Below are 24127 nucleotides of genomic sequence, written 5' to 3' on the forward strand. Positions count from 1 at the left end.
GGCTTTGCCAGATGGTGCGGCGCAGCACGGACAGCAAGGGGACGAAAAAGGGCTACGGACGGGCCGTCCCCCTACCCCTCCACCTGATCGGCGCGCGCGTCGGCGATGACGCAGTTGCGGCCTGACCGCTTCGCCTCGTACAGCGCTTCGTCGGCACGGCGGACCAGCCCTTCGGCGGTGTCGCCCAGCCGGCCGCCGATGGAGATGCCGATGGAGACGGTCACGTTGATCTCGCCGCGGTCGGCCGACACGGCGAAGGGGGTGTCGGCGATGCGCGAGCGCAGGCGCTCGGCGACGATCAGCGCCGCTTCCCCGTCGGTGTCCGGCAAGATGACGACGAACTCCTCGCCGCCCAGCCGGGCGACCAGATCGAAGGTGCGCAGGTTGCGGCTGGCGCGGGCGGAGACCTCGCGCAGCACCTCGTCGCCGATGGCGTGGCCGTAGGTGTCGTTGACGACCTTGAAATGGTCGATGTCGAACATCAGCACCGACACCGGCTTGTGGCTGTCGATGGCGCGTTCCAGCAGCCGCGGCAGATGGGCGTTGACGTAACGGCGGTTGAAGACGCCGGTCAGGCTGTCGGTCAGCGCCATCGACAGGCTCTGCTCGTAGTTCGAGCGCAGCCGTTCCTGATAGCGCTTGCGCCGGATCTGGGTGCGGGCGCGGGCCAGCAGCTCGTTCCGGTCGACCGGCTTGACCACATAGTCGTTGGCGCCGAGTTCCAGGCCCTTGGCCACCTGACCCAGGTCGCCCTCGTCCACCATCAGCAGGATGGGCACCTGCCGCGTCCGCTCATGCGAGCGCAGCTGCGAACAGAGCCGCAGCCCGTCCTCGTTCAGCAGGGTCAGGCTGACCACCACGAGGTCCAGATCGCCGCCCAGCGCGCGTTCCAGCGCCTTGGCGCAGGTGTCGGCGGACATCACCGTGCCGTGGTCGCGCCGCAGCGTCTCCGTCACCTTTTCCAGGTCGAGAACGGAGTCCTCAAGCACCAGCACGTTGGCGTGCTCGAAGGATTCGCTCAGCATGGTGCCGCTGCGTTCGATGACGCCGAACTGGCCGGACGTGCTTTCGCGCAGGCGCCATTCGTCCATCATCATCTTCAGGCGGACCAGGGAGCGCACGCGCGCGAACAGCGCGATGTCGTTCACCGGCTTGGTCAGGAAATCGTCGGCCCCGGCCTCCAGCCCGCGCACGCGGTCGGCGATGTCTGACAGCGCCGTCACCATCACGATGGGGATGTGCATGGTCGCGGGATCGGAGCGGATCTTCTCGCACACCTCGAACCCGTCCATGCCCGGCATCATCACGTCCAGCAGGACGATGTCCGGCGATTCCCGGCGCACCATCTCCAGCGCGTCCGGCCCGTTGTACGCCGTCAGCACATTGAAGTACTCGCGCGTCAGCTTCGCCGCGAGCAGCTTCACATTGGGCAGAACGTCATCGACGACAAGGACACGCGCGGACATCGGAAGGCAAATTCCTGCAGAATTGCTACAGAGAAAACCGACTTACCCAAGAAACTTCTTAACGGTTTCGAGGAACTTCACGACTGAAATGGGCTTTGCCACATAATCTTCGCAGCCACCCTGACGGATCTTTTCCTCGTCGCCCTTCATCGCGAAGGCGGTAACGGCCACGACTGGGATCGATTTCAGGTCCGGATCGTCCTTGATCCAACGGGTGACCTCCAGCCCCGATACCTCGGGCAGCTGGATGTCCATCAGGATCAGATCGGGACGGTGCCGGCGGGCCAGCCGCATCGCGTCCATGCCGTCGCGGGTCTGCAGGGTGCCGTAGCCGTGCGCTTCGAGCAGGTCATGAAAGAGCTTCATGTTCAGCTCGTTGTCCTCGACGATGAGGACGGTCTTCGTCGGATTACCACCGGCCAAGGATGGACCGCCCGGCTCCGCTGACATGCATCCTCCCCTGGGTCTGGCCCCCGCCGTCACGCCGTCCGTTACCCGGATGCGCCTGCCGTTCGACCATCGGGCGACGGGCGCGCGTGCGGCATCGCACTCCGGTATACCCCCTTTCTGATTAGGTCGCGACGGTTAAATAGTCGTTACCCGACCAATGGAAGGCACCCCTGATACCGTCGATCGCCCTGTCCGGACAGGAAAAACCGCCCGCGGCGGGCGCGGGCGGTCTTGGATACGGTCCGGTGTTTTCCGATCCAGCAATGGCCGGATGGGGAACCGCGCCTCAGGCGGCGCGCCTGACCTTGCGCTTGACCTCGCCTTTGCGCTTGGCGTCGCGGCGGCGGGCGCCCTTGGCGCCGTACATCATGGCGTCGGCGCGGCGCATCACCTCGTCCTCGTTGTCCTCGGCGCCATAGGGCTGGGTGCCGACGGAGAAGCGGACCGGCAAGCTGTGCCCGCCCCATTCCACATGGGTGGCGTCGGCGATGGCCGCCAGCTGGCGGGCGCGGGCAAGGCCGCTGGCGGTGTCGGTGTTGGTCAGCAGCACGGCGAACTCGTCGCCGCCCAGCCGGGCGACCACGTCCTCCTGGCGGACGTTGCCGACGATCATCCGCGCGACCTGCCGCAGATAGGCGTCGCCTGCGACATGGCCGTGGGTGTCGTTGATCGCCTTGAACCCGTCCAGGTCGATCATGACCAGCAGTCCGCCGGCGGACCCGTTGCGACGGGCGGATGCCAGCTCGCGGCGGAAGTGGCTGTAGAAGCCGCGCCGGTTCAGCAGACCGGTCAGCTCGTCCGTCATCGTCAGGCTTTCGAGGTAGGCGATGCGCTCCTGCAGCTCGGCGATGGTTTCCTTGGCCTCGGCAAGCAGGCCGATCGTCTCGTCCAGCGTCTGGCGCTCGGTCCCCCGCAGAAGCCCGACGCGCGAGGCCAGCGCAACCGGAGACCAGCCGGCCGGCACGTCGAAACGGTCGGAGGCATGATGCTTCAGGTCCAGGGCGGCGACGATGGCGTTCATGGGGTCGGCTCCTCTGATGAAGGTCGGAACACTTCGACCTCACCTAAGCAACCGCTGTGCCAACCCGCCGCACCCCGCAGATACAAAGCATTTTATCGATTTCCGGCGAATTGTGCCTGCCGATCACCGGCCGGGCATGGAGCGTCTTTCCCACCCGACCGGCATCTTCTGCCCACCGCCGCTCTTTCGAGGCAGGAAATCCCTGCCGGGCGGCATTCCGCAACGCCGGCCCGGCCGGCGCCTCACACCACCCGGTCGGGCGCCGGGCGGCCGGACGTCACCGCGTCGATGTTGTCCAGAGCCTTGAAGCCCATGGCGTTGCGCGTCTCCACCGTGGCACTGCCCAGATGCGGCAGCAGGAAGGCGTTGGGCAGGTCGCGGTAGCCGGGATGCAGGTTCGGCTCGTTCTCGAACACGTCGAGCCCGGCCGCCGCCAGCCGTCCGCTCTTCAGGGCGCCGATCACCGCCTCGTCGTCCACCACGCTGCCGCGGGCGGTGTTGACCAGGATCGCCCCCGGCGGCATCCGCCCGATCCGCTCGGCGTTCAGCCAATGGCGGGTCTCCGCCGTGGCGGGGAAATGCAGCGACAACACGTCGCAGACTGCCAGCATCTCCTCCGGGTCGGCATGGTAGGTGGCGCCCAGTTCCAGGTCCGGAGGCAGGCGGCGGCGGTTGCTATAGTGGATCGCCATGCCGAAGGCGCGGGCGCGGGCGGCCACCGCCTGCCCGATGCGGCCCATGCCGACGATGCCCAGCCGCTTGCCCCCGACATGGGTGCCCATCAATTGGGTCGGGGTCCAGCCGGTCCAGGCGTTCGCCCGGATCAACCGCTCCCCCTCCGAGGCGCGGCGCGCCGCCCCCAGCAGCAGGAGCAGAGCGATGTCGGCGGTGGCGTCGGTCAGCACGTCGGGCGTGTTGGTAACGGTCAGGCCGCGAGCGCGCGCCGCCTCCAGGTCGATATGGTCGGTCCCGACGGAGAAGGTCGCCAGCACCCGCACCCGCTCCGGCAGGGCGGCGATGGCGGCGGCGTCGAGCCGGTCGCCGGCACAGCACAGGACGGCGTCGGCCCCGGCCTCCGCGGCGCGGGCGGCGATCTCCGCCCCGCTGAAGGCCCGGTCGTCCGGGTTCAGGACCGCCCGGTAATCGCGCGACGCCCGCGCTTCCACCGCGTCGGGAAGGCGGCGGGTCAGCAGCAGCACCGGGCGGGCGGCGCCGTCCGGCGGGGTCTCGGCAGGGCTTGTCATTCCGGCTGTTCCCTTCCATTGATTAGGAATCAAGGGTGGCGGCTCTTTCGGACCGCGGCAAAAACACCCATACTTCACCCAGAGCCGTCAATCACCTGTGGATCCCGTCTTGCTCGACCGTCTCTCTGCCCTGCCGGCGACCGTCGGCACGGTCCTCGCCACCGCCGTCACCGCCGGTGCGCTCCTCGCGGCCACTCCCGTCCTGGCACAGCCGGCCGCCACCTCGATGGCGGCGGTCGCGGCCAAGATCCAGCCGCACCGGGCGATCTACGCCATGTCGCTGGGATCGGCGCGCAACGGGTCGAAGGTCAGCGACGTCCGCGGCCGCATGATGTTCGAATGGGCCGACGCCTGCGACGGCTGGACGACGGAGCAGCGCTTCCAGCTGCGCTTCGTCTACAGCGAGGGCGACGACATGGCGATGAACACCAACTATACGACGTGGGAGGCGAAGAACGGCCTGCGCTACCGCTTCAACGTCCGCAAGCTGGTGAACGGCGAGCTGGACGAGGAGGTGCGCGGCGAGGCCAACCTGCAGGCCGACGGCGCCGGCACCGCCCAGTTCACCAAGCCGGAACCGCAGGAGATGGAGCTGCCGGCCGGAACCATGTTCCCCACCGCCCATACGCTGGCGATCCTCGACCATGCCGAGCGGAACGAGCCCTTCTTCACCCGGACCATCTTCGACGGTTCTGACGCCGAGGGGCCGACCGAGGTGTCGACCGTCGCCGGCAAGCCGGGCGCACCGAAGGAATCCGGCAAGGATCCACTGCTGAAGGTGGAGAAGTCCTGGCCGGTCCGCATGGCCTTCTTCCCCCTGCAGAGCGATTCGGCCCAGCCGGAATATGAGATGAGCCTGCGCCTGCTGGAGAACGGCATCGCCGAGTCCATGCAGATCGACTACGGCGATTTCACCGTCAACGCCGTGCTGGAGAAGATCGAGGCGCTGCCCAAGTCGGGGTGCTGACCGGGCGCCGTCCCCGTGACAATCACGCGGGCTTTATCGCATCAGGCGGAAGAACGGTGGTTTCCCTGTTGATCGCGACTCGTTGCTGCGCTTAACTGCGGGTTGAGTTTCGCGCAACAGGCCGGCCCGCCCCCGTGACGGGGTGCTGGCGGCCGACCAAGGGTTTATCCGTCATGAGCAAGAAGCATGTCCAGATCGGGCAGGTTTTCCAACCGGTCGGCACCGCCGGCGTCCGCGGTTGGCGGGTGACGGCAACGGTCAACCTGCTGGGCATCCCCCACGCCCGCGTCGTCAGCACCGAAGACGACGGCGTGTCCAAGACCCTGAGCTGCTCGGTCCTGGCCGACACCAGCCACTACCGCCTGATCGCGGCTGCGCCGTCGGATGGGATGGCGGCGTAAGTAGAGACTCGAAAAATCCTCGGCCGGTTACCCTCACCCTAACCCTCCCCCGCTGAGCGGGGAGGGAACAAGTGCTTGATCGTAAAAGCGGCGGCAGTCCCTCCCCCACCCAGTGGGGGAGGTTAGGTGGGGGTCTAACTCCGCAAGACGCCGAGCCCCCTACTCCTCCCCCGCCGCTCGCGCAGCTTGGCCCAATAGTCCAGCCGCTTGCGCAGGTCGCGCTCGAAGCCACGTTCCACCGGCTGGTAGAACTCGCGCCGCGCCATCCCCTCCGGAAAATAGTTCTGGCCGGAGAATCCCTCCGCCGTGTCGTGGTCGTACTCGTAGCCCTTGCCGTAGCCGATGGTCTTCATCAGCTTGGTCGGGGCGTTCAGGATGTGCTTGGGCGGCATCAGCGAGCCGGTTTCCTTCGCCGCGCGCACCGACGCCTTGTAGGCGGTATAGCCGGCGTTCGATTTCGGCGCCGTCCCCAAATAGATGACCAGCTGCGCCAGGGCCAGCTCGCCCTCCGGGCTGCCCAGCCGCTCATAGGCTTCCCACGCCGCGATGGCCTGCGTCAGCGCGTTGGGATCGGCCAGCCCGACATCCTCCACCGCGAAGCGGGTCAGGCGGCGGGCGATGTAGCGCGGGTCCTCGCCGCCGTCCAGCATCCGGCTGTACCAGTAGAGCGCGGCGTCGGTGTCCGACCCGCGCAGCGACTTGTGGAGCGCGCTGATGAGGTTGTAATGCCCCTCCTGCGACTTGTCGTACAGGGGAGCGCGGCGCTGGATGGTGGCGGCGAGCGCGTTGGTGTCCAGCACGGTCTCGCCGGGAAGCGCGAACAGCTCCTCGCACAGGTTCAGGCAGAAGCGGCCGTCGCCATCGGCCATCGCCTTCACCGCGGCCCGCGCATCGGCGTCCAGCGGCAGCGGCCGGCCCATCTCCGCCTCCGCCCGCGACAGCAGCTTTTCCAGCGCCGCGTCGTCCAGCCGGTTCAGCACGAACACCTGCGCCCTGGACAGCAAGGCGGCGTTCAGCTCGAAGGACGGATTCTCGGTGGTGGCGCCCACCAGCGTGACGGTGCCGTCTTCGACGAAGGGCAGGAAGCCGTCCTGCTGCGAGCGGTTGAAGCGGTGGATCTCGTCGATGAACAGCAGAGTGCCCTGCCCCGCCACCCGCCGGGCGCGGGCGGCGTCGAACACCTTGCGCAGGTCGGCAACACCGGAAAACACCGCCGACAGCGGTTCGAAATGCAGGTCGGTGCTGTGCGCCAGCAACCGGGCGATGGTGGTCTTGCCGCAGCCGGGCGGCCCCCACAGGATCATGGAGGCCAGCCGCCGCGCCGCGACCGTGCGGCCCAGCGGCCCGTCCGGCTTCAGCAGATGGTCCTGGCCGACCACCTCGTCCAGCGTGCGCGGGCGCAGCCGGTCGGCGAGCGGGCGGGGAGCCGCCGACTCGAACAGGCCGGCATCCCCGCCCGACTCGCCGCGTTTCGCCATGGCCGCTGCCTCAGCGCGCCGCGCCGCAGCGCTGGTAGCACTGCTTCAGCTGGAAGCCGCAGTTGTCGGTCGGGCTGAAGGGGGTCGAGTCGGTGCGGTCGATGCCGCCCTGGTTGCGCGCCGCCACCGAATCCATGCACACATTGTGGCTGCGCTCGCACTGGGCCTGACAGGTGCCGCCGACAGCGGCGCCGTTGTCCAGGCGCAGCGACTGGTCGTCGGCGCCACCCCGCGGGGTCGACGGGCCGGGCACGACGGTGACGGTGGGCGCCGGGCCCGAGGCGGACGGACGGTCTGACGGACGGTCGGCGCAGGCCGACAGGCCGAGCAGGGCAACGGCCACCAGCGGGGCGATGAGACGGACCGGACGGAACATAGCCACGACGGCTCCTATTGTTCTTGTTGTGAGGACGGCCGCAGGCATGGCGGAATGCCACACCCCTCTGGACCATCCCCCGTTCGCCCCCCACTATGCCGATAACCGCATCGATAAGGGAATGACTGAAATGACACCGGAATCGGACGGCAGATCAACACGCAACCCGCCACGCAACCGCTCCCTGCGCCTGTTGCTGGCCCTGCTCGTCCTGGGTCTCGTCATGCTGGGATCGCGCGCGCTGGCGCTGCCCAACATCGGCATGGCGGAGATGATCATCCCGCTGCTCGGCGGGCTGCTGGTGGCGGTCGCCATCGTCATGATCGTGCGCCGCGACCGTGCCGACCGCGACGCGCTGCCCCCGTCCCGGCGCAACCGCCAGGACCAGGGCATGCCGGACTGATCGGGCGCTCTTGATCAGACGAACTTGAAGCTGAGCAGGCCGCCGACCACCACGACCAGAAGGACGGTGGCCACCAGCATCAGACGCTTCTCGATGATCTGCTGAACCTGCGGGCCGTAGAAATGCAGCAGGATGGCGATCATGTAGAACCGGGAGAAGCGCGCGACGATCGAACAGAGGATGAAGACCGTCAGGTCCAGATGCGCGAAGCCGGCGGTGATCGTCAGCAGCTTGTAGGGGATCGGCGTCACCCCCTTCAGGATCAGGAACCAGGGGCCGAACTCGGCGAACATCTCCTGGAAATGCTGGAACGACTCCTGCGCGTTGTAGAAGTCGATGATCATCCGTCCGACGCTCTCGAACAGATAGAAGCCCAGCGCATAGCCCAGCAGCCCGCCCAGCAGCGACGCGAACGCGCAGATGTTGGTGTAGAACCACAGCTTCTTCGGCTTCTCCAGACACATCGGCACCAGCATCACGTCCGGCGGCAACGGGAAGAAGGAGCTTTCGGCGAAGGAGATCGCCGACATCCACCAAACGGCATCGTCGCGGGCGGAGAGGCGCTGGAGGCGCGTGTAAAGAGAACGCAACATTTGACCGGCCACATAAGAGAAAACCCCTCCTCCGGGGATGGCCCCGAAGGAAGGGTCTAATATATCACCGATATCGGCGGTTCCGTCCTGTGCAACTCGGGGGTCTGAGACCCGATGCCGCACAGGGCGGGAGACCGGCGCGATTGCCGGTCATGTTACTCGGCGGTCTCGGCTTCGGCCTCGGCGGCGTTCTGCGTCGGGCCGGAGTTCTGGCCCTTGGCGGAGACGTCGCGGTCGACCAGCTCGAACACGGCCATGTCGGCGGCGTCGCCGTAGCGGAAGCCGGCCTTCAGGACGCGGCTGTAGCCACCCTGACGGTCCTTGTAACGGTCCGCCAGAACGGTGAACAGCTTGGTGACCGTCTCGTTGTCGCGCAGCTGGGCGAAAGCCAGACGACGGTTGGCCAGGCCACCCTTCTTGCCGAGCGTGATCAGCTTGTCGACGATCGGACGCAGGTCCTTCGCCTTCGGCAGGGTGGTGGTGATCTGCTCATGCTTGATCACCGCGTTCGCCATGTTCGAGAACATGGCCTTGCGGTGGCTGCTGGTCTTGCTGAACTTACGTCCCGAAACGCCGTGACGCATGGCGGTCCTCCTTCATGGCATGGCCCCCCTCGGGGAGCCGATCGTGAACCCCGCCGCCCAGTCATAGCGCTGGTACGGCCGCGGGGTCGGGCCGTGGCGGCCCTGGGAAACGCGCCCTCCCCGCCCGTGGACGGAAAGGACGCGGAAACAAGCGAGATGCTTAGTACGGCTCTTCCAGACGCTTGGCCAGCTCTTCGATGTTCTCCGGCGGCCAGTTCGGGATTTCCATACCGAGGTGCAGGCCCATTTGGGACAGCACTTCCTTGATCTCGTTCAGCGACTTGCGGCCGAAGTTCGGCGTGCGGAGCATTTCCGCTTCCGTCTTCTGCACCAGGTCGCCGATGTAGACGATGTTGTCGTTCTTGAGGCAGTTGGCCGAACGGACCGACAGCTCCAGCTCGTCCACCTTGCGGAGCAGGTTCTTGTTGAACGGAACCTCCTCGTGCTTCTCCTCGGAGACGGCGTGCGTCGGCTCCTCGAAGTTGATGAACAGCTGCAGCTGGTCCTGCAGGATGCGGGCGGCCAGAGCCACCGCGTCGTCCGGCTTGACCGAACCGTTGGTCTCCACCGTCATCGACAGGCGGTCATAGTCGGTGACCTGCCCGACGCGGGCATTGTCGACCTTGTAGGACACCTTGCGGACCGGGGAGAACAGGGCGTCGATCGGGATCAGGCCGATGGGCGCGTCTTCCGGACGGTTCTGGCTGGCCGGGACGTAGCCCTTGCCGGTCTCGACCGTCAGTTCCATGTTCAGGCGCGCGCCGTTGTCCAGCGTGCAGATGACCAGTTCCGGATCCATGACCTGGATGTCGGGACCGGTCTCGATCATGCCGGCCTTGACCTCGCCCGGGCCTTCGGCGCGCAGGCGCATGCGCTTCGGGCCGTCGCCGCCCATGCGCAGACCCATCGTCTTGATGTTCAGGACGATGTCGGTCACGTCCTCGCGGACGCCGGGGATGGACGAGAACTCGTGCAGCACGCCGTCGATGTGAATCGATGTGACGGCGGCACCCTGCAGCGAGGAGAGCAGGATGCGGCGCAGCGCGTTGCCGAGCGTCAGACCGAAGCCGCGTTCCAGCGGTTCGGCGACCACGGTCGCGAAGCGGTCGGCGTCGTCACCGGGCTGGATGTCCAGCTTGCTCGGCTTAATCAGTTCCTGCCAGTTCTTCTGAAGCACGGATCGACCTCAAGATGCCATCGGGTGAACACGAACCCGCGGGGCCCGAACCATTCCCATGCTGAGGGGGCCGCGATGGCGGCGGCCCCCTGTCCCGGAACGGTCGGTCCCCGCGGGTGCGGAAACGGTACTGAACTTAAACGCGGCGCTTCTTCGGCGGGCGAACGCCGTTGTGCGGGATCGGCGTGACGTCGCGGATCGACGTGATCTGGAAGCCGATCGACTGCAGGGCGCGCAGGGCGGACTCACGCCCCGAACCCGGGCCCTTCACTTCGACTTCCAGGGTCTTCATGCCGTGTTCCTGGGCCTTGCGGCCCGCGTCCTCGGCAGCGACCTGGGCGGCGTAGGGCGTCGACTTGCGCGAACCCTTGAAGCCCATGGTGCCCGACGACGACCAGGCAATGGTGTTGCCCTGCGCGTCGGTGATGGTGATCATCGTGTTGTTGAACGAGGCGTTCACATGAGCGACGCCAGCGGTGATGTTCTTGCGCTCGCGGCGACGCAGGCGCTGAGAAGCGGCGGAGGGCTTGGCCATTTTGCGTTCGTCCTCTTACTTCTTCTTGCCGGCGATCGGCTTGGCCGGACCCTTGCGGGTGCGGGCGTTCGTGTGGGTGCGCTGGCCGCGGACCGGCAGGCCCTTGCGGTGACGCAGGCCACGGTAGCAGCCCAGGTCCATCAGACGCTTGATGTTCATGGCGACTTCACGACGAAGATCGCCCTCGACGCGGTAATCGGCGTCGATGGTCTCGCGGATCTTCAGGACTTCGTCGTCCGTCAGCTCGTTCACGCGACGCTCGGCCGGGATGTCCAGCTTCGCGCAGATTTCCTTGGCCTTGAAGGGGCCGATGCCATGGATGTAGGTCAACCCGATCTCCACGCGCTTCTGCGCGGGGATGTTGACGCCAGCGATACGCGCCACGTTACTCTCCTCGATCTCGATATCTCAACGGCAGCCCGTCGGGCCGCCTACACACCGAGCAAATCCCAACCGGCACAAGGCCGGACCCGGGAACGCACAATGTTACCCGCCACCCGGTGGGGCGGCGAGAGGGTGGGACTATAGAAAAACCCCGGAACTTGTCAAGGCCGATTACTCGGCCGGAACCGCCGGCCGGACGAGCCCCGGCGCGGCATCGGGCGGCTCGCAACCGGTGTCGGTGTCGTTGACCGCCATGCCCCTGGCCGGCACCGGGTTCAGCGGCAGCCGTCCGGCGTCCAGCAGCGCGCGGTCGCGGTTCACCTGGGGCAGGTCGATGCTAAGCTTCAGTTCGATGTTGCGCCAGATCTGGCGGAGCCGCTGGACATGGAGGTCCTCGCCGATGGCCTGCACCACCGACTCCAGGTTCTCCAGCGTGATGCCGCGGTCGGCCAGCAGCACGTTGCCCTTGCCGTCCGTCTTCGGGCAGTTCAGCGCCTGGGCCAGCCGGGGCCGCGACTCCGGCCGCGCCATGAAGCGCTCGATGTCGAAGATGGTCCGGACATTGACGACCCGCAGCGCCTCGATCTGGTCGAGGTCGAGCGCCAGGATCAACTGCGCCTGCGCCACCCAGTCCACCGTTTCGTAGATTCCGTAGGGCGTCTCGACGAACAGCAGGATCGGGTTCGCGGTGGCGAGATTCTGCACGTCCTCGATCTCGAATTCGGCCAGCCGGAACTTGATGGAGGCGTCGATGCCCAGGATCATGTCGATCGGATATTCGCGGATGAAGCCCTGCGCCCGCGGGTCGATCCGCCGGATCTGCAGCTGCGGCACCCGGCTGAGCAGCGTCTGCAAGCCGAGCGTCGGGAAGAAGCCGACCAGGAAGGCCACGATCAGCTCCGGCACCCGGTCGCCGACCGCCCCCTGCGGCACCATCTGCGCCAGATCCATATAGCCGTGATGCAGGGTGACAGAGGTGACGCAGGCCAGGATGATGTGGCCGGTCACCCGCAGGAAGGAGATCGGCGACAGGTCGTAGTTCGAGATGCGGCGGATCAGGTAGTTGATCGACCACACATAGGCGCCGAAGAAGGTGAAGGACAGCACCGCCACGGTCTGGAGCTGGTAATGCACCAGATCGACCGGCGTGACCCCGTCGACCCCGTACAACGTCATCCCGCTGAACAGCGGCTGGAAATGATCCAGGCGGTCCTTGCTCAGCAGCATGCCGCTGGAGGTCAGGAAGCCGCTGAAGGACACCATGATGAAAACCAGGACGGGAAAGAAATAGGCCCGCCATTCCGACGTCTGCGTGTTGTCGGGCCCCTGCGGCAGGGCGCGGTACTTGTAGGCGGCGAATTCGAAGGACGGGATCAGCTGGTCATGCGCGCGCCCCTCGATGCGGAAGACCGATTCGAGGTCGGCGATGATCTTCTGCCGGACATTCTTGATGTTGCTGCGGCCGATGAAGATCGTCAGCGGCAATATGAAGGACAGGCAGAGCAGGCCGATCGCGCTCAGCACCCGCAACTCGCCAACGACATGGATAACTTCGTCGAACATCGTCCCCCCGGCATCCGGCCCGGCCACACCGGATGCGGGCGCACGGGCTTGAGACGGCGACCACCCTGCGGTCGCACCGCCGCGGGTTATACCCCCATCGCGCGCTTTTTAGGAGACTAATACTCGTGACAATAGGTGACAGACGGCCCGGCACCCTGCCTAGAGATCGGTTCCGGCAGCCCGGTGCCGGATGGCGTCGGCCTGCGCCCGCACCCGGCCGAGATGGGGATTGATCTTCAGCGCGGCGTCGAAGGCGCGCAGCGCGGGCTTCTCGTCCCCCAGGGCGAGATAGACCAGGCCGAGTTCGACCAGCGCCCCGAAATGCCGGGGCTCCAGCGACAGGGCGTGACGCAGGTCCAGCATGGCGGAGCGATAGTCGCCCAGCATGTAGTGGGTGGCGGCGCGCTTGTTCCAGCCTTCCGCATAGGAGGGGTCGCGGGCGATCACCGCGTCGAAAGCGCTCAGGGCGGACTCGTAGTCGTCGCCGTTCAGACTGAGCACGCCGGCGCGCATGTCGCGGACCATCGCCGGATCGGGATGGTCGAGCCAGAAGTCCCAGATATGCTCCTCCACCGATTCGGCATAGGCCGCGTCGGTGGTGCTGTGCAGGGCTTGGAAAAGGCCGTCCAAACGCAGATTCCCCTGTCCTGCCCCGGCCGGCACCCCGAGGGTCAGCAGCAAAAGCACAGTCAAGGAAAAGAAGCGTCGAATCATCATGCCCCAAATTTGGGCACGGATTCGTCGAGCTGCCAACTATTTTTTGGTTGCAAAACGGTAAGGAATTGGTCTGAGGCGCTGCCTCGGCGCCCTGAGCCGCCGATCTATGACGGTTATCCCATCGGTACAGTCCCCAACGGATGTCGGAACCGACCTGAGCCGGAAGTTGAAGATCGGTTCGCAAGCCCTTGAAACGGCGAACGGCCGGCGGATCGCTCCGCCGGCCGTCTGCTTTACCGGATGTGTCCCGATTGCCCGATAGGCAATCAGGCGGCCTTGTTGCGGCCGGCCACGATTTCGTCGGTGACGTTGCGCGGCACCGGCTCGTAGTGGCTGAACTCCATCGAGTAGGACGCACGGCCCGAGGTCATGCCGCGCAGCTGGCCGATGTAGCCGAACATTTCGTTCAGCGGGACATTGGCCTCGACGGCGATGTTCGAACCACGCTCCAGCTGGCCCAGGACGGTACCGCGACGACGGTTCACGTCGCCGATGACGTCGCCCAGGTAATCCTCCGGCGTGACGATCTCGACCTTCATCACCGGCTCGAGCAGGATCGGGCCGGCCTTCGGCAGAGCCTCGCGGAAGCAGGCCTTGGCGGCGATTTCGAACGTCAGGGCGTTCGAGTCGACGTCGTGGTACTTGCCGTCCACCAGGCGGGCGCTGAAGTCCACAGTCGGGTAGCCGGCGAGCACGCCGTCTTCCTTCTGCATTTCCAGACCCTTGCCGACCGACGGCACGTATTCGCGCGGAACCGAACCGCCGACCGTCTCGTCCTTGAAGGTGAAGCCGGCGCCACGCTCCAGCGGCTCGAAGATGATCTTCACTTCGGCGAACTGGCCCGAACCACCGGTCTGCTTCTTGTGGGTGTAGGTGTACTCGACCGGCTTGGTGATCGTCTCGCGGTAGGCGACCTGGGGCTTGCCCATGTTGCCTTCCACGCCGAACTCCGTGCGCATGCGGTCCAGCGTCACTTCCAGGTGCAGCTCGCCCATGCCGCGCAGGATGGTCTGGCCGGTTTCACGGTCGGTCTCCAGGCGGAGCGACGGATCGGCGCGGACCATCTTGCCGAGCGCGATCGAGAACTTCTCCTGCTCGCCCTTGGTCTTCGGCTCGACCGAGACGCTGATGACGGGGTCGGGGAAGCGCATGCGCTCCAGGATGACCGGGTGGGCGGCGTCGCAGAGCGTGTCACCGGTCTCGGTCTCCTGCAGGGAGACGAGCGCGATGATGTCGCCGGCGCGGGCTTCCTCGATCGGGTTGGCGTCCTTCGCGAACATCTCGACCATGCGGCCGATCTTCTCGCGCTTGCCGCGGGTCGAGTTCAGGATCGACATGCCCTTCGTCAGCACGCCCGAATAGACGCGGATGAAGGTCATCGAGCCGTAGGTGTCGTTCAGCACCTTGAAGGCCAGCGCCGAGAAGGGCGCGTCGTCGGAGCTGAGACGCTCGCCGTTCGGGTTGCCGTCCTCGTCCACCGTCTTGATGGCCTCGACGTCGGTCGGGGCCGGCAGCAGGTCGACGACCGCGTCCAGAACCTGGCAGACGCCCTTGTTCTTGTAGGACGAGCCGCACAGCACCGGGGTGAAGGCGCCGGAGATGGTGCCCTTGCGCAGGCAGGCGCGCAGCACGTCCGGCGACGGCTCCTCACCCGACTCCAGGTAGGCTTCCATCGCCGCGTCGTCCTGCTCCAGAGCAGTATCGACCAGTTCGGCGCGCAGGGCCGGGATGCTGGCGACGTTGTCCAGGTCTTCCTTGACGGTCAGGTTGAGCTTGGCCGCGAGATCGTCGGTGATCTCCCAGACTTCCCACTTGGCGTCCTTGTCGTCCGAGAACCAGACATAGGCCTTCATCTCGACGAGGTCGACCATGCCGCGGAAGTTGTCTTCCGAGCCGAGCGGAACCTGGATGCAGACCGGACGGGCGTTCAGACGCTGACGGATCATGCTGACGCAGCGCTGGAAGTTGGCGCCCGAGCGGTCCATCTTGTTGACGTAGCAGATACGCGGAACGTTGTAGTTGTCCGCCAGACGCCAGTTGGTTTCCGACTGCGGCTCCACGCCGGCGACGCCGTCGAACACCACGACCGCACCGTCGAGCACGCGCAAGCTGCGGTTCACCTCGATGGTGAAGTCGACGTGGCCGGGGGTGTCGATGACGTTGATCTTCTTGTCGCGCCAGAAAGCCGAGACCGCGGCGGACTGAATGGTGATGCCGCGCTTCTGCTCCTGCTCCATGTAGTCGGTCGTGGTCGACGACTTCAGATCCTTCGTCTCGTGGACGTCGATGATCGTGTGCTTGCGACCGGTATAGTACAGAATGCGCTCGGTGGTCGTCGTCTTGCCCGCGTCGACGTGGGCGATGATGCCGATGTTCCGAATGTCAGACAGTGGCGTTTGGCGCGGCATGTTGCGGTTCCATTGCAGTAACGCGACAACCGAAGCGCGACCGTCAGGGTCGTCCGCTTCGGCGGCAGAGGTTGGTCGGGGTTTTACGGGCGATCTGTTAAGGCGTCATTAACATTCCGTAAACCGACAAGCAATTTGTCGGAATATTGAAGCGCGCGGCCCTCACAGCGTTCGGGCCACGCCGGCACACCCCAACCGAGGCTGCCGGGTCGCCCCGTTTCCGCCGCCTTATTTAGCGGCGGTGACCTGAATTTCAACGAGATATTCCGGGGCCGCCAGCTTGGCTTCCACCGTGGCGCGGGCCGGCGGATTGGCCGGGTCGACCCAGGCTTCCCACGCCTTGTTCATCGCGCCGAAGCTGGCGATGTCCACCAGATAGATGGTGGCCGACAGCAGCTTGCTCTTGTCGCTGCCCGCTTCCGCCAGCAAGGCGTCGATCTGGGCCAGGATCTGGGCGGTCTGACGCTCGACGTCGGGCGTCGGCTCGTCGGCGACCTGACCGGCGAGATAGACCGTGTCCTTATGGACGACCATCTGGCTCATGCGCGGTCCGGTGTGGAAGCGCTGGATCGACATGACGGAAAGACTCCGGGTTCCGGGGGCTCGAAAAAGACGCGGGTACGTCTATGCCATTCGGGGCCGCGCGCGAAGCAAAAAATGCGCATCCGCCGCTCAGGGCTGACCCGCAGCGGTATCCTTCGCCAAAAGTGCGGCGAAACGCGCGGTGGGGACCGCGAAATTACGCACGGCGGGCGCGTTTCCGGCGGCGACGCCGACTCCGGCGACGGCCCAGCCCTGTCCATCGGCCGAGCGCACCAGCAGCGGTCCGCCGCTGGTCCCGCGCGTGGCGTCGCAATCATGCACCAGCAGCCCGGCGCTCTCGCCCAGCAGCCGGCAGTCGCGGTCGGCCATCAGCACCTGCGCCCGGTCCTGGCTGTAGCCGCCGAGCATCAGCGGCGTCCCGGCCGGCAGGGGAGCGGCGCCGACGGGGAGCGGCGGGACCGACTCCGGCGCCGGCTCGGACAGGGTCAGCACCGCCCAGTCGGCGGCGACCATGGGCGTCGCGGCGGCGGGATCGTAAGCCGGATCGGTCGCCACCCCCGCCACCCTGACATGGCGGGTGAATTCCCCCCGGTCGTAGCCGAACAGCACATGCAGCGAGGACGCCTGCAGGAAGCGCCGGGTGCGCGGGTTGAACAGGCAATGGCCGGCAGTCACCACCGTGCGCGGCCCGACCAGCGCCCCGGTGCAGCGGCCGGCCAGATCGTCTGCACCCGGACGACGCTGCGCCACGGCGCCGCAGTCGCATCGACCGGCACCCGCCGGTCCCCCGGCCCGACTCCGGGCAGCAGCGGCCGTTCCGCATGGGCGCCGGGCGCACCGGCCAGCACCGTCAGGGCAAGCGCGGCTGCGGCCATGGTGCCGAGGCCGAGGTGACGCCGGCCGCGTGCATGTTCTTGCTCCGTTTCCCTCAATCCCGTATCCTCCGGCGCATGGCGACGCTGATCATCACCGAGAAATCCAGCCAGGCGAAGGACCTGCGCGCGGCCCTGGGCGACCGTTACGGCCGCATCCTGCCGGCCGAGGGGCATCTGCTGCGGCTGGCCGAACCGGACGAGGTCGATCCCGCCTGGAAGCGCTGGTCGCCGACCCTGCTGAAGCCGGACGGGCTCTACCCCACCCGCCCCGACCAGGGCGGCAACAAGGCGGCGAAGCTGCAGGCCATCACCGCGGCGCTGCGCGCCTGCGACGAGGTGATCCTCGCCACCGACTGCGACCGCGAAGGCCAGCTGATCGGGCAGGAGATCCTGGAGCATGTCGGCTATCGCGGCAAGGTGCGGCGCGCGCTTTTCACCGCCCAGGATCCGAAGACCCTACGCGACGCCTTCTCCGCCCTGAAGCCCAACGACAGCATGCGCCCGCTCTATGAGGCGGCGGTGGCGCGCCAGCAGGCCGACCAGATCTACAACCTGTCGCTGACCCGCACCGCGACCAAGACCCTGCTCGCCCCCGGCACCCGCGGCGTCATCGGCATCGGCCGGGTGAAGACTCCGACCCTCGCCATCGTCTGTCTGCGCGAACTGGAAATCCGCAACTTCAAGCCCGAGGATTATTTCGAGGTCGTGGCGACCGCCAACGTGGCGGAGGGCAGCTTCCAGATGCGCCACGCCCCGGCGCCGAAGGACCGCATCAAGGACCGCGCCACCGCCGAGGCCATCGCGCGGGCCGCCGACAACCATCGCGGCCCGCTGACCGTGACGGTGGAGGAGAAGCGGCAGGCGCCGCCCAAGCTCTACGACCTGCCCTCGCTGCAGAAGACCTGCGGACAGCGCTGGGGCTGGACCGCCGACCGCACCCTGGCGGTGGCGCAGGAGCTGTATGACGGCGAGGGCAAGAAGCTCATCACCTACCCGCGCGCCGAGGCGCGCTATCTGTCGGAGAACCAGATCGTCGACGCACCCGCCATCGTCGGGGCGCTGACCCGGCTGCGCGGCTTCGCCCATCTCGACATTGCCCGCCCGGTGATCCGCAAGGGCAAGTCCGGCCATTTCTGCGACAAGGCGCTGGAAGGCGTGTCGCACCATGCGGTGATCCCCAACGTCAATGTGCTGGACGACCTGGAATCGCGGCTGGTCAGGCTGACCGATGACGAGAAGCGGCTGTTCGCGCTGATCTGCCGCTCCTACCTCGCCGCGGTGATGCCGGATTACGAATACCGCCAGACCAGCGTGACCATGCCGGTGCCGGTGCCGACGCCCGAGGGGAGCAAGCCGGTCGCCTTCCGCGCCGTCGGGCGCATCCCGCTGAAGCTGGGCTGGAAGGCCGCCTTCGGCTCCGCCGAGTCCGACGGCAAGCCGGAGGAGGAGACCGAGCAGACCCTGCCGCCGCTGACCGACGGCGAATCGGCCAGCTTGAGCGATCCGAAGGTGGAGGCCAAGCGGACCCAGGCGCCGCCGCGCTACAACGAAGGCACGCTGGTCGACGCCATGCAGAACGCTTGGCGGTTCGTCGAGGACCCGGCCCTGCGCGACCGGCTGAAGGAGGCCAAGGGGATCGGCACCCCGGCCACCCGCGCGGAGGTCATCAAGGGGCTGCGCCGGCAGAACCTGCTGGGGGCGGACGGCAAATGGCTGGTCCCGACGCCGGCCGGCCTGCACCTGTTCGAGACGCTGCGCGCCGCCGCTCCGACGCTGGTCGATCCCGGCACCACCGCCCTGTGGGAAATGAAGCTGGACGAGGTGGTCACCGGCCGCGCCGATTTCCGCCGCGTGATCGACGCTATCGCGACGGAAGCGGAACGGCTGATCGGTGCGTTGGTCGGGCAGCGCGGCACGGCGCTCGACCTCGGCCTGCCCGCCCCCAAGGCACGGTTCGCCCGCCGCGGCACCGGCACGGCTACGACCGCAAGGGGGAAGGCTGCCCGCGGCGGCGCTGCAATGTCCAGCGACGCGGCGAAGCCGGTGCGGCGGCGGACACGCAAAACCACGGCATCCACCGATGGGGAGCCCGCCACGCCGAAGCCGCGCCGCACCCGCAAGGTGAAGGTCGACGGTGGCCCACCGCCGGTGGCGAAGGGCGCGGAAAGTGCACCGGTCACGGACCAGCCCTTGCAGGAGGCGCGGCGGCGGCGCGAGCCGACCGAACGCATGGTGGCCTTCGCCCGCAGTCTGGCGGAGCGCAAGGGCATTGCCCTGCCCGACCCCTGCCTGCGCGATTTCGATCAATGCCGCAGCTTCCTGGATCAGCACGCCCGCTGACCGTGGCTGAACTGCCGCGCCAACGGTTGCATCCACGTCTAGAAATGCGCGATTTTGACGATATTGATTGCTGGACCCGGACCGCACGAGAGGCAACTCTCAGGGCATTCTCAATCAATGCTGAGCATTTCCCATGAGAGTCTCCGGTCGGACATCGCGCATCGTCACCGCCGCCGCGCTGACCTTGGTCGCGACGGTCCCTGCCCTGGCCCAAACCCTGCCGAGCTACGGCGGTGCCAGTGTGACGCAATGCATTCCCTTCGCGAATTTCCAGTCGGTGTCCTTCACCGATCCACCGAAGCTGAATTTCAGCATCGCCGGCGACAGCACCATCCACACGGTGACGATGGACACCGGATCGGTCGGCGTCGCCATGTCCGCCACCAACATCCCCAACTACGACACGCTGAAGATCGCGCCGGGCGCCAAGCCGGGCACCCAGTTCCTTTCGAGCAGCAAGGTTCTGTGGGTCGGCACCTGGGTTCCGATGACGGTCACCCTGTATGACCGCGCCAACAAGCCGGTCGCGACGTCGGAGGTCTTCATCCTGGGCGTGGAGAAATCCGGCCGCTGCGACAGCTACCAGACCGACCAGCAGATCTGCTCCGGCCTGCCGGCGCCGGAAAAGCCGGTCCTCTACATGGGCGTCGGCTTCGGCCAGGAGGCGGATTTCCAGCCGCAGGGCACGCCGGACAAGAACGTCCTGCTGAATCTGCGCAGCGTCAACGGCCAGCCGGTGGCCGACGGTTCGCTGAACAAGGGCTACATCATCGGCCGCCAGGGCATCCAGGTCGGCTTGACCGCCGACAACACCGCCGGCTTCCGCTTCGCCAAGCTGGAGCCCTACACCCAGTATCCCGGCGACTGGATGATGCCCCGCGGCTGCATCGGAGTGAATCCGGAGGTGAATCGCGACGCCAACGGTCCGATCTGCACCCCCGCCAACATCCTGGTCGATACCGGCATCCCGCAGAGCTACGTGACGCTGCCGCCCAGCATCCAGTTCAACCGGGTGGAACAGCCCGATCTGAGCGAGCCGACGAAGACGGTGAACGTGATGGCGCCGCAAACCTCGGTCGCCGTGCACATCCTCGACACCGCGAACGTCAGCATCGCCACCGACGCCTTCATCATCGGCAGCGGCGTCCCGAACGAACCGGCGCAGGTGATCCCCATGAGCACCGAGCCGCCGCCGCCCGCCCCCAAGAAGGCGCCCTTCATCAACACCGGCCGCCATTTCCTGCGGCAGTACCAGTTCCTGTATGACGCGAGCCAGGGATATGTCGGCATGAAGGACCAGCCGAATCCCTGCGGCGAGCAGTGACCGGCAAAGGGGCGCCCTTCCGGCGCCCCTCACTGTCCGGGCATGAAAAAAGCCCCGGAGCGGGGCCTGTCTGCCGATAAGGGGCTGGGAATGGTGGGCGATGAGGGGATCGAACCCCCGACATTCTCGGTGTAAACGAGACGCTCTACCGCTGAGCTAATCGCCCGAACCTTGAAAAACGCTTTGCTTTCAAACACAAGCCGGCCGGGGATACCCGGCCGGCCGCACTATGCCCTGAACGGGCAGGAAACTTCAAGCCCGGTCGGACGACGCTCAGTTCAGCGCGTCCTTGAGGGTCTTGCCCGCCTTGAACTTCGGCTGCTTGGACGCCGGGATGTCGATCTTCTCGCCCGTGCGCGGGTTGCGGCCCTCGGTCGCGGGACGCTCAGCCACCGCGAAGGTGCCGAAGCCGACCAGACGGACCTCATCGCCCTTCTTCAGCGATTCGGCGATGCTGTCGAACACGGCGTCGACGGCCTTCGTAGCATCCGTCTTGGACAAACCGGACGCTTCGGCAACATGCGCCACGAGATCGTTCTTGTTCACGCAATCCCCCTTCCAAATTCAGCAAATACTGAAAGACAAAAGCCGCCCCAGGACTTTTCGTCCACGACTTTTTGGAAGCAAAGGATAAGCACAGCGTTTGCCGCCCGTCAATTCCCGACGGGCGGCAAAGCTCCTGATGTCCCAAAAGTCGCGTGTCCGGAGGCGGCCACGATCGGATCGCAACCGCCGACCCCGGATCAGTGACGCAGGGCCTCGCCGTCGGCGCCCTTCTCCTGGACCTTCGCCGCGGCCGGATCGACCTCCGGCTCGGTCCACTCGATGGGCTCCAGCGGGCGGACCAGCGCGTTGCGCAGCACCTCGTCCACCGTGCTGACGGGCATGATCTCCAGCCCGCGCTTCACGTTGTCCGGGATGTCGGCAAGGTCCTTCTCATTGTCCTTCGGGATCAGCACATGCTTGATGCCGCCGCGCAGAGCGGCCAGCAGCTTCTCCTTCAGGCCGCCGATCGGCAGGACCCGGCCGCGCAGCGTGATCTCGCCGGTCATCGCCACGTCCTTGCGCACCGGAATGCCGGTCAGCACCGAGACGATGGAGGTGGCCATGGCGACACCGGCCGACGGGCCGTCCTTCGGCGTGGCGCCTTCGGGAACGTGGACGTGGATGTCCTTCTTCTCGAACAGCGTCGGCTTGATGCCGAAGGCGATGGCGCGCGACTTGACGTAGCTCTCGGCCGCCTGGACCGATTCCTTCATCACGTCGCCCAGCTTGCCAGTGGTGGTGACGCGGCCCTTGCCAGGCAGGCCGACGGCCTCGATCGACAGCAGCTCGCCGCCGACCTCGGTCCAGGCCAGACCGGTGGTGACGCCCACCAGATCCTCCAGCTCCGCCTCGCCATAATGGAAACGGCGGACGCCGGCATATTTGTCGAGGTTGCGGCGGGTCACCGCGACCTTGGCATTGCCGCCCTTCAGCAGGATCTCCTTCACCGCCTTGCGGCAGAGGTTGGCGATCTCGCGCTCCAGCGAACGGACGCCGGCTTCCCGCGTGTAGTAGCGGACCAGATCGCGCAGCGCGTCGTCGGAGATGGTGAACTCGCCCTTCTTCAGGCCGTTCGCCTCCACCTGCTTCTCGATCAGGTGACGCTTGGAAATCTCGACCTTCTCGTCCTCGGTGTAGCCGGCGACGCGGATGATCTCCATGCGGTCCAGCAGCGGCTGCGGCATGCGCATCGTGTTGGCCGTGCAGACGAACATCACGTCGGACAGGTCGTAATCGACCTCCAGGTAATGGTCGTTGAAGGTGCCGTTCTGCTCCGGATCCAGGACCTCCAGCAGGGCGGACGACGGGTCGCCGCGCCAGTCGGCGCCGAGCTTGTCGATCTCGTCCAGCAGGAAGAGCGGGTTGGAGGACTTGGCCTTCTTCATGCCCTGGATGACCTTGCCGGGCATCGAGCCGATGTAGGTGCGGCGGTGACCGCGGACCTCGGCCTCGTCACGGACGCCGCCCAGCGACATGCGGACGAAGTTGCGGCCGGTAGACTTGGCGATCGACTTGCCGAGCGAGGTCTTGCCGACGCCGGGCGGACCGACGAGGCAGAGGATCGGGCCCTTGACCTTGTTCATGCGGTTCTGGACCGCGAGATACTCAAGGATGCGCTCCTTGACCTTCTCCAGACCGTAATGGTCGGCGTCCAGCACCTTCTGGGCCAGCTTCAGGTCGCGCTTCACCTTGGTGCGCTTCTTCCACGGAATGGACAGCATCCAGTCCAGGTAGTTGCGGACCACGGTGGCTTCCGCCGACATCGGGCTCATCGACCGCAGCTTCTTCAGCTCGGCCAGAGCCTTTTCGCGGGCTTCCTTGGAGAAGCGGGTCTTGTTGATCTTCTCTTCCAGCTCCGCCGATTCGTCGCGGCCGTCCTCGGTCTCGCCGAGTTCCTTCTGGATCGCCTTCAGCTGCTCGTTCAGATAGTACTCGCGCTGGGTCTTCTCCATCTGCCGCTTGACGCGGTTGCGGATGCGCTTTTCCACCTGCAGCACGCCGATCTCGCCTTCCATGAAGGCATAGACCCGCTCCAGACGCTCCGACACGGTGGCGCATTCCAGAAGCTGCTGCTTTTCCGGAATCTTCAGCGCCAGATGCGAGGCGACGGTATCGGCCAGCTTGCCGGCTTCCTCGATCTGGTTGATCGAGACCAGCACTTCCGGCGGGATCTTCTTGTTGAGCTTGATGTACTGCTCGAACTGGGAGACAACGGCGCGGCTCAGGGCTTCGAGCTCCTGGTTCTCGCCGGTCTTTTCCTCGACCAGTTCGGCCTGGGCCTGGAAGAACTCCTCATTGTCGGCGAACTTGGTAATGGCGGCGCGCTGGCCACCTTCCACCAGCACCTTGACGGTCCCGTCCGGCAGCTTGAGCAGCTGCAACACGGTGCCGACGGTGCCGACGCTGTAGATGTCGGCCGGAGTCGGATCGTCCTGCGCGGCGTTCTTCTGGGTGACCAGGAGGATCTGCTTGTCATCCTTCATCACGTCTTCCAGCGCGCGCACGGACTTCTCGCGCCCGACGAACAGCGGAACGATCATGTGGGGGAAAACCACGATGTCGCGCAGCGGCAGGACCGGGTAGAGGGCACCACGGGAGAGTTCGATCATGGGCAGGGCCTCAATGAATGGATCGCCGCCAGCCCGGAATGGGCCTGACACAGCCCCCGCCTCGGGTTGAGCGCGGGGATCGCCTACGGCACCCGACTAACGTGGCACACGGTCATGCGCCCT

24 protein-coding genes and 1 tRNA gene are annotated in these 24127 nt (G+C 66.5%); 5 read left to right on the forward strand and 20 right to left on the reverse strand.

Going from position 1 to position 24127, the window contains the following annotated elements; translation table 11 throughout:
• Positions 1 to 71 precede the first annotated feature (71 nt).
• The 4 genes from AB8P05_RS04405 to AB8P05_RS04420 all read right to left on the reverse strand — a co-directional run bounded on the left by AB8P05_RS04405 (position 72) and on the right by AB8P05_RS04420 (position 4181).
• The gene (locus AB8P05_RS04405) at positions 72 to 1466 is read right to left on the reverse strand and encodes a PleD family two-component system response regulator (RefSeq protein WP_472758963.1); all 1395 of its coding nucleotides are present in this window, start codon (positions 1464 to 1466) and stop codon (positions 72 to 74) included.
• Positions 1467 to 1508: 42 nt separating this feature from the next.
• Positions 1509 to 1916, reverse strand: coding sequence for a response regulator (locus AB8P05_RS04410; RefSeq protein WP_472758964.1), 408 nt, complete (start codon positions 1914 to 1916; stop codon positions 1509 to 1511).
• Positions 1917 to 2202: 286 nt separating this feature from the next.
• The gene (locus AB8P05_RS04415; RefSeq protein ID WP_472758965.1) at positions 2203 to 2937 is read right to left on the reverse strand and encodes a GGDEF domain-containing protein; all 735 of its coding nucleotides are present in this window, start codon (positions 2935 to 2937) and stop codon (positions 2203 to 2205) included.
• Positions 2938 to 3179: 242 nt separating this feature from the next.
• A complete protein-coding gene (locus tag AB8P05_RS04420; protein ID WP_472758966.1) occupies positions 3180 to 4181 on the reverse strand; it encodes a 2-hydroxyacid dehydrogenase in 1002 nt (333 codons plus the stop codon).
• Between the two features lie 109 nt (positions 4182 to 4290).
• Here AB8P05_RS04420 and AB8P05_RS04425 point away from each other — a divergent pair, with 109 nt between their 5' ends.
• Together AB8P05_RS04425 and AB8P05_RS04430 are read left to right on the forward strand one after the other, a co-directional pair.
• Entirely contained in the window at positions 4291 to 5148 is an 858-nt protein-coding gene (locus tag AB8P05_RS04425) for a cell envelope integrity EipB family protein (RefSeq protein ID WP_472758967.1), read from the forward strand.
• A gap of 173 nt (positions 5149 to 5321) precedes the next feature.
• Positions 5322 to 5549, forward strand: coding sequence for a hypothetical protein (locus AB8P05_RS04430; protein WP_455172077.1), 228 nt, complete (start codon positions 5322 to 5324; stop codon positions 5547 to 5549).
• A gap of 134 nt (positions 5550 to 5683) precedes the next feature.
• On the opposite strand, the gene AB8P05_RS04435 is transcribed toward AB8P05_RS04430, so the two are convergent.
• Positions 5684 to 7027, reverse strand: a complete 1344-nt coding sequence (locus AB8P05_RS04435; protein WP_472758968.1) for a replication-associated recombination protein A — start codon at positions 7025 to 7027, stop codon at positions 5684 to 5686.
• A 10-nt stretch (positions 7028 to 7037) separates the two neighbouring features.
• Positions 7038 to 7409: a hypothetical protein gene (locus AB8P05_RS04440; RefSeq protein WP_455172079.1), complete on the reverse strand. Its 372-nt coding sequence runs from the start codon at positions 7407 to 7409 to the stop codon at positions 7038 to 7040.
• Between the two features lie 124 nt (positions 7410 to 7533).
• On the opposite strand from AB8P05_RS04440, the gene AB8P05_RS04445 reads away from it, so the two are divergent.
• Positions 7534 to 7806 carry a hypothetical protein gene (locus AB8P05_RS04445; RefSeq protein WP_455172080.1) on the forward strand — a complete coding sequence of 91 codons (273 nt, stop codon included), beginning with the start codon at positions 7534 to 7536 and terminating at the stop codon, positions 7804 to 7806.
• 14 nt (positions 7807 to 7820) lie between these two features.
• On the opposite strand, the gene AB8P05_RS04450 is transcribed toward AB8P05_RS04445, so the two are convergent.
• From AB8P05_RS04450 to AB8P05_RS04500, 11 genes are all read right to left on the reverse strand, one after another.
• The gene (locus AB8P05_RS04450; protein WP_455172081.1) at positions 7821 to 8399 is read right to left on the reverse strand and encodes a YqaA family protein; all 579 of its coding nucleotides are present in this window, start codon (positions 8397 to 8399) and stop codon (positions 7821 to 7823) included.
• Positions 8400 to 8554: 155 nt separating this feature from the next.
• Positions 8555 to 8983, reverse strand: coding sequence for a 50S ribosomal protein L17 (rplQ, locus tag AB8P05_RS04455; protein ID WP_455172082.1), 429 nt, complete (start codon positions 8981 to 8983; stop codon positions 8555 to 8557).
• Between the two features lie 160 nt (positions 8984 to 9143).
• Positions 9144 to 10160: a DNA-directed RNA polymerase subunit alpha gene (locus AB8P05_RS04460; protein ID WP_085089782.1), complete on the reverse strand. Its 1017-nt coding sequence runs from the start codon at positions 10158 to 10160 to the stop codon at positions 9144 to 9146.
• A 136-nt stretch (positions 10161 to 10296) separates the two neighbouring features.
• Positions 10297 to 10695: a 30S ribosomal protein S11 gene (rpsK, locus tag AB8P05_RS04465; protein WP_012974490.1), complete on the reverse strand. Its 399-nt coding sequence runs from the start codon at positions 10693 to 10695 to the stop codon at positions 10297 to 10299.
• Between the two features lie 15 nt (positions 10696 to 10710).
• The gene (gene rpsM, locus AB8P05_RS04470; RefSeq protein ID WP_014248113.1) at positions 10711 to 11079 is read right to left on the reverse strand and encodes a 30S ribosomal protein S13; all 369 of its coding nucleotides are present in this window, start codon (positions 11077 to 11079) and stop codon (positions 10711 to 10713) included.
• A gap of 171 nt (positions 11080 to 11250) precedes the next feature.
• Complete coding sequence (locus AB8P05_RS04475; protein ID WP_472758969.1) at positions 11251 to 12642, reverse strand: hypothetical protein; 1392 nt, start codon at positions 12640 to 12642, stop codon at positions 11251 to 11253.
• Between the two features lie 159 nt (positions 12643 to 12801).
• A complete protein-coding gene (locus AB8P05_RS04480; RefSeq protein ID WP_472758970.1) occupies positions 12802 to 13272 on the reverse strand; it encodes a tetratricopeptide repeat protein in 471 nt (156 codons plus the stop codon).
• A 353-nt stretch (positions 13273 to 13625) separates the two neighbouring features.
• Positions 13626 to 15767, reverse strand: a complete 2142-nt coding sequence (gene fusA, locus AB8P05_RS04485; protein WP_472758971.1) for an elongation factor G — start codon at positions 15765 to 15767, stop codon at positions 13626 to 13628.
• A 228-nt stretch (positions 15768 to 15995) separates the two neighbouring features.
• Entirely contained in the window at positions 15996 to 16343 is a 348-nt protein-coding gene (locus AB8P05_RS04490) for a RidA family protein (protein WP_014248117.1), read from the reverse strand.
• Positions 16344 to 16439: 96 nt separating this feature from the next.
• On the reverse strand, positions 16440 to 17060 hold the full coding sequence (locus AB8P05_RS04495) for a trypsin-like serine peptidase (RefSeq protein WP_472758972.1): 621 nt from the start codon (positions 17058 to 17060) through the stop codon (positions 16440 to 16442).
• Positions 16982 to 17185: a hypothetical protein gene (locus tag AB8P05_RS04500; protein WP_472758973.1), complete on the reverse strand. Its 204-nt coding sequence runs from the start codon at positions 17183 to 17185 to the stop codon at positions 16982 to 16984. Before AB8P05_RS04500 ends, AB8P05_RS04495 begins: the two co-directional genes overlap by 79 nt.
• A gap of 75 nt (positions 17186 to 17260) precedes the next feature.
• Here AB8P05_RS04500 and AB8P05_RS04505 point away from each other — a divergent pair, with 75 nt between their 5' ends.
• Both AB8P05_RS04505 and AB8P05_RS04510 read left to right on the forward strand, forming a co-directional pair.
• Positions 17261 to 19525, forward strand: coding sequence for a DNA topoisomerase (locus AB8P05_RS04505; protein ID WP_472758974.1), 2265 nt, complete (start codon positions 17261 to 17263; stop codon positions 19523 to 19525).
• A 133-nt stretch (positions 19526 to 19658) separates the two neighbouring features.
• Positions 19659 to 20849 carry a hypothetical protein gene (locus tag AB8P05_RS04510; RefSeq protein WP_472758975.1) on the forward strand — a complete coding sequence of 397 codons (1191 nt, stop codon included), beginning with the start codon at positions 19659 to 19661 and terminating at the stop codon, positions 20847 to 20849.
• 91 nt (positions 20850 to 20940) lie between these two features.
• On the opposite strand, the gene AB8P05_RS04515 is transcribed toward AB8P05_RS04510, so the two are convergent.
• From AB8P05_RS04515 to lon, 3 genes are all read right to left on the reverse strand, one after another.
• Positions 20941 to 21015: transfer RNA gene (locus AB8P05_RS04515), tRNA-Val, on the reverse strand.
• A 107-nt stretch (positions 21016 to 21122) separates the two neighbouring features.
• Entirely contained in the window at positions 21123 to 21395 is a 273-nt protein-coding gene (locus AB8P05_RS04520) for an HU family DNA-binding protein (protein WP_455172089.1), read from the reverse strand.
• A 197-nt stretch (positions 21396 to 21592) separates the two neighbouring features.
• Positions 21593 to 24004 carry an endopeptidase La gene (lon, locus tag AB8P05_RS04525; protein ID WP_472758976.1) on the reverse strand — a complete coding sequence of 804 codons (2412 nt, stop codon included), beginning with the start codon at positions 24002 to 24004 and terminating at the stop codon, positions 21593 to 21595.
• Between the last annotated feature and the right edge of the window lie 123 nt (positions 24005 to 24127).

The sequence above is a fragment of the Azospirillum sp. VT-I1 genome (genome assembly GCF_055698305.1).

What these genes read in the sequence shown, in the direction of transcription:
- AB8P05_RS04405 (WP_472758963.1), bottom strand. Translation starts at nt 1,466, where the DNA reads ATGTCCGCGCGTGTCCTTGTCGTCGATGACGTTCTGCCCAATGTGAAG.
- AB8P05_RS04410 (WP_472758964.1), bottom strand. Translation starts at nt 1,916, where the DNA reads ATGTCAGCGGAGCCGGGCGGTCCATCCTTGGCCGGTGGTAATCCGACG.
- AB8P05_RS04415 (WP_472758965.1), bottom strand. Translation starts at nt 2,937, where the DNA reads ATGAACGCCATCGTCGCCGCCCTGGACCTGAAGCATCATGCCTCCGAC.
- AB8P05_RS04420 (WP_472758966.1), bottom strand. Translation starts at nt 4,181, where the DNA reads ATGACAAGCCCTGCCGAGACCCCGCCGGACGGCGCCGCCCGCCCGGTG.
- AB8P05_RS04430 (WP_455172077.1), top strand. Translation starts at nt 5,322, where the DNA reads ATGAGCAAGAAGCATGTCCAGATCGGGCAGGTTTTCCAACCGGTCGGC.
- AB8P05_RS04435 (WP_472758968.1), bottom strand. Translation starts at nt 7,027, where the DNA reads ATGGCGAAACGCGGCGAGTCGGGCGGGGATGCCGGCCTGTTCGAGTCG.
- AB8P05_RS04445 (WP_455172080.1), top strand. Translation starts at nt 7,534, where the DNA reads ATGACACCGGAATCGGACGGCAGATCAACACGCAACCCGCCACGCAAC.
- AB8P05_RS04450 (WP_455172081.1), bottom strand. Translation starts at nt 8,399, where the DNA reads ATGTTGCGTTCTCTTTACACGCGCCTCCAGCGCCTCTCCGCCCGCGAC.
- rplQ (WP_455172082.1), bottom strand. Translation starts at nt 8,983, where the DNA reads ATGCGTCACGGCGTTTCGGGACGTAAGTTCAGCAAGACCAGCAGCCAC.
- rpsK (WP_012974490.1), bottom strand. Translation starts at nt 10,695, where the DNA reads ATGGCCAAGCCCTCCGCCGCTTCTCAGCGCCTGCGTCGCCGCGAGCGC.
- AB8P05_RS04475 (WP_472758969.1), bottom strand. Translation starts at nt 12,642, where the DNA reads ATGTTCGACGAAGTTATCCATGTCGTTGGCGAGTTGCGGGTGCTGAGC.
- fusA (WP_472758971.1), bottom strand. Translation starts at nt 15,767, where the DNA reads ATGCCGCGCCAAACGCCACTGTCTGACATTCGGAACATCGGCATCATC.
- AB8P05_RS04490 (WP_014248117.1), bottom strand. Translation starts at nt 16,343, where the DNA reads ATGTCGATCCAGCGCTTCCACACCGGACCGCGCATGAGCCAGATGGTC.
- AB8P05_RS04500 (WP_472758973.1), bottom strand. Translation starts at nt 17,185, where the DNA reads ATGGCCGCAGCCGCGCTTGCCCTGACGGTGCTGGCCGGTGCGCCCGGC.
- AB8P05_RS04505 (WP_472758974.1), top strand. Translation starts at nt 17,261, where the DNA reads ATGGCGACGCTGATCATCACCGAGAAATCCAGCCAGGCGAAGGACCTG.
- AB8P05_RS04510 (WP_472758975.1), top strand. Translation starts at nt 19,659, where the DNA reads ATGAGAGTCTCCGGTCGGACATCGCGCATCGTCACCGCCGCCGCGCTG.
- lon (WP_472758976.1), bottom strand. Translation starts at nt 24,004, where the DNA reads ATGATCGAACTCTCCCGTGGTGCCCTCTACCCGGTCCTGCCGCTGCGC.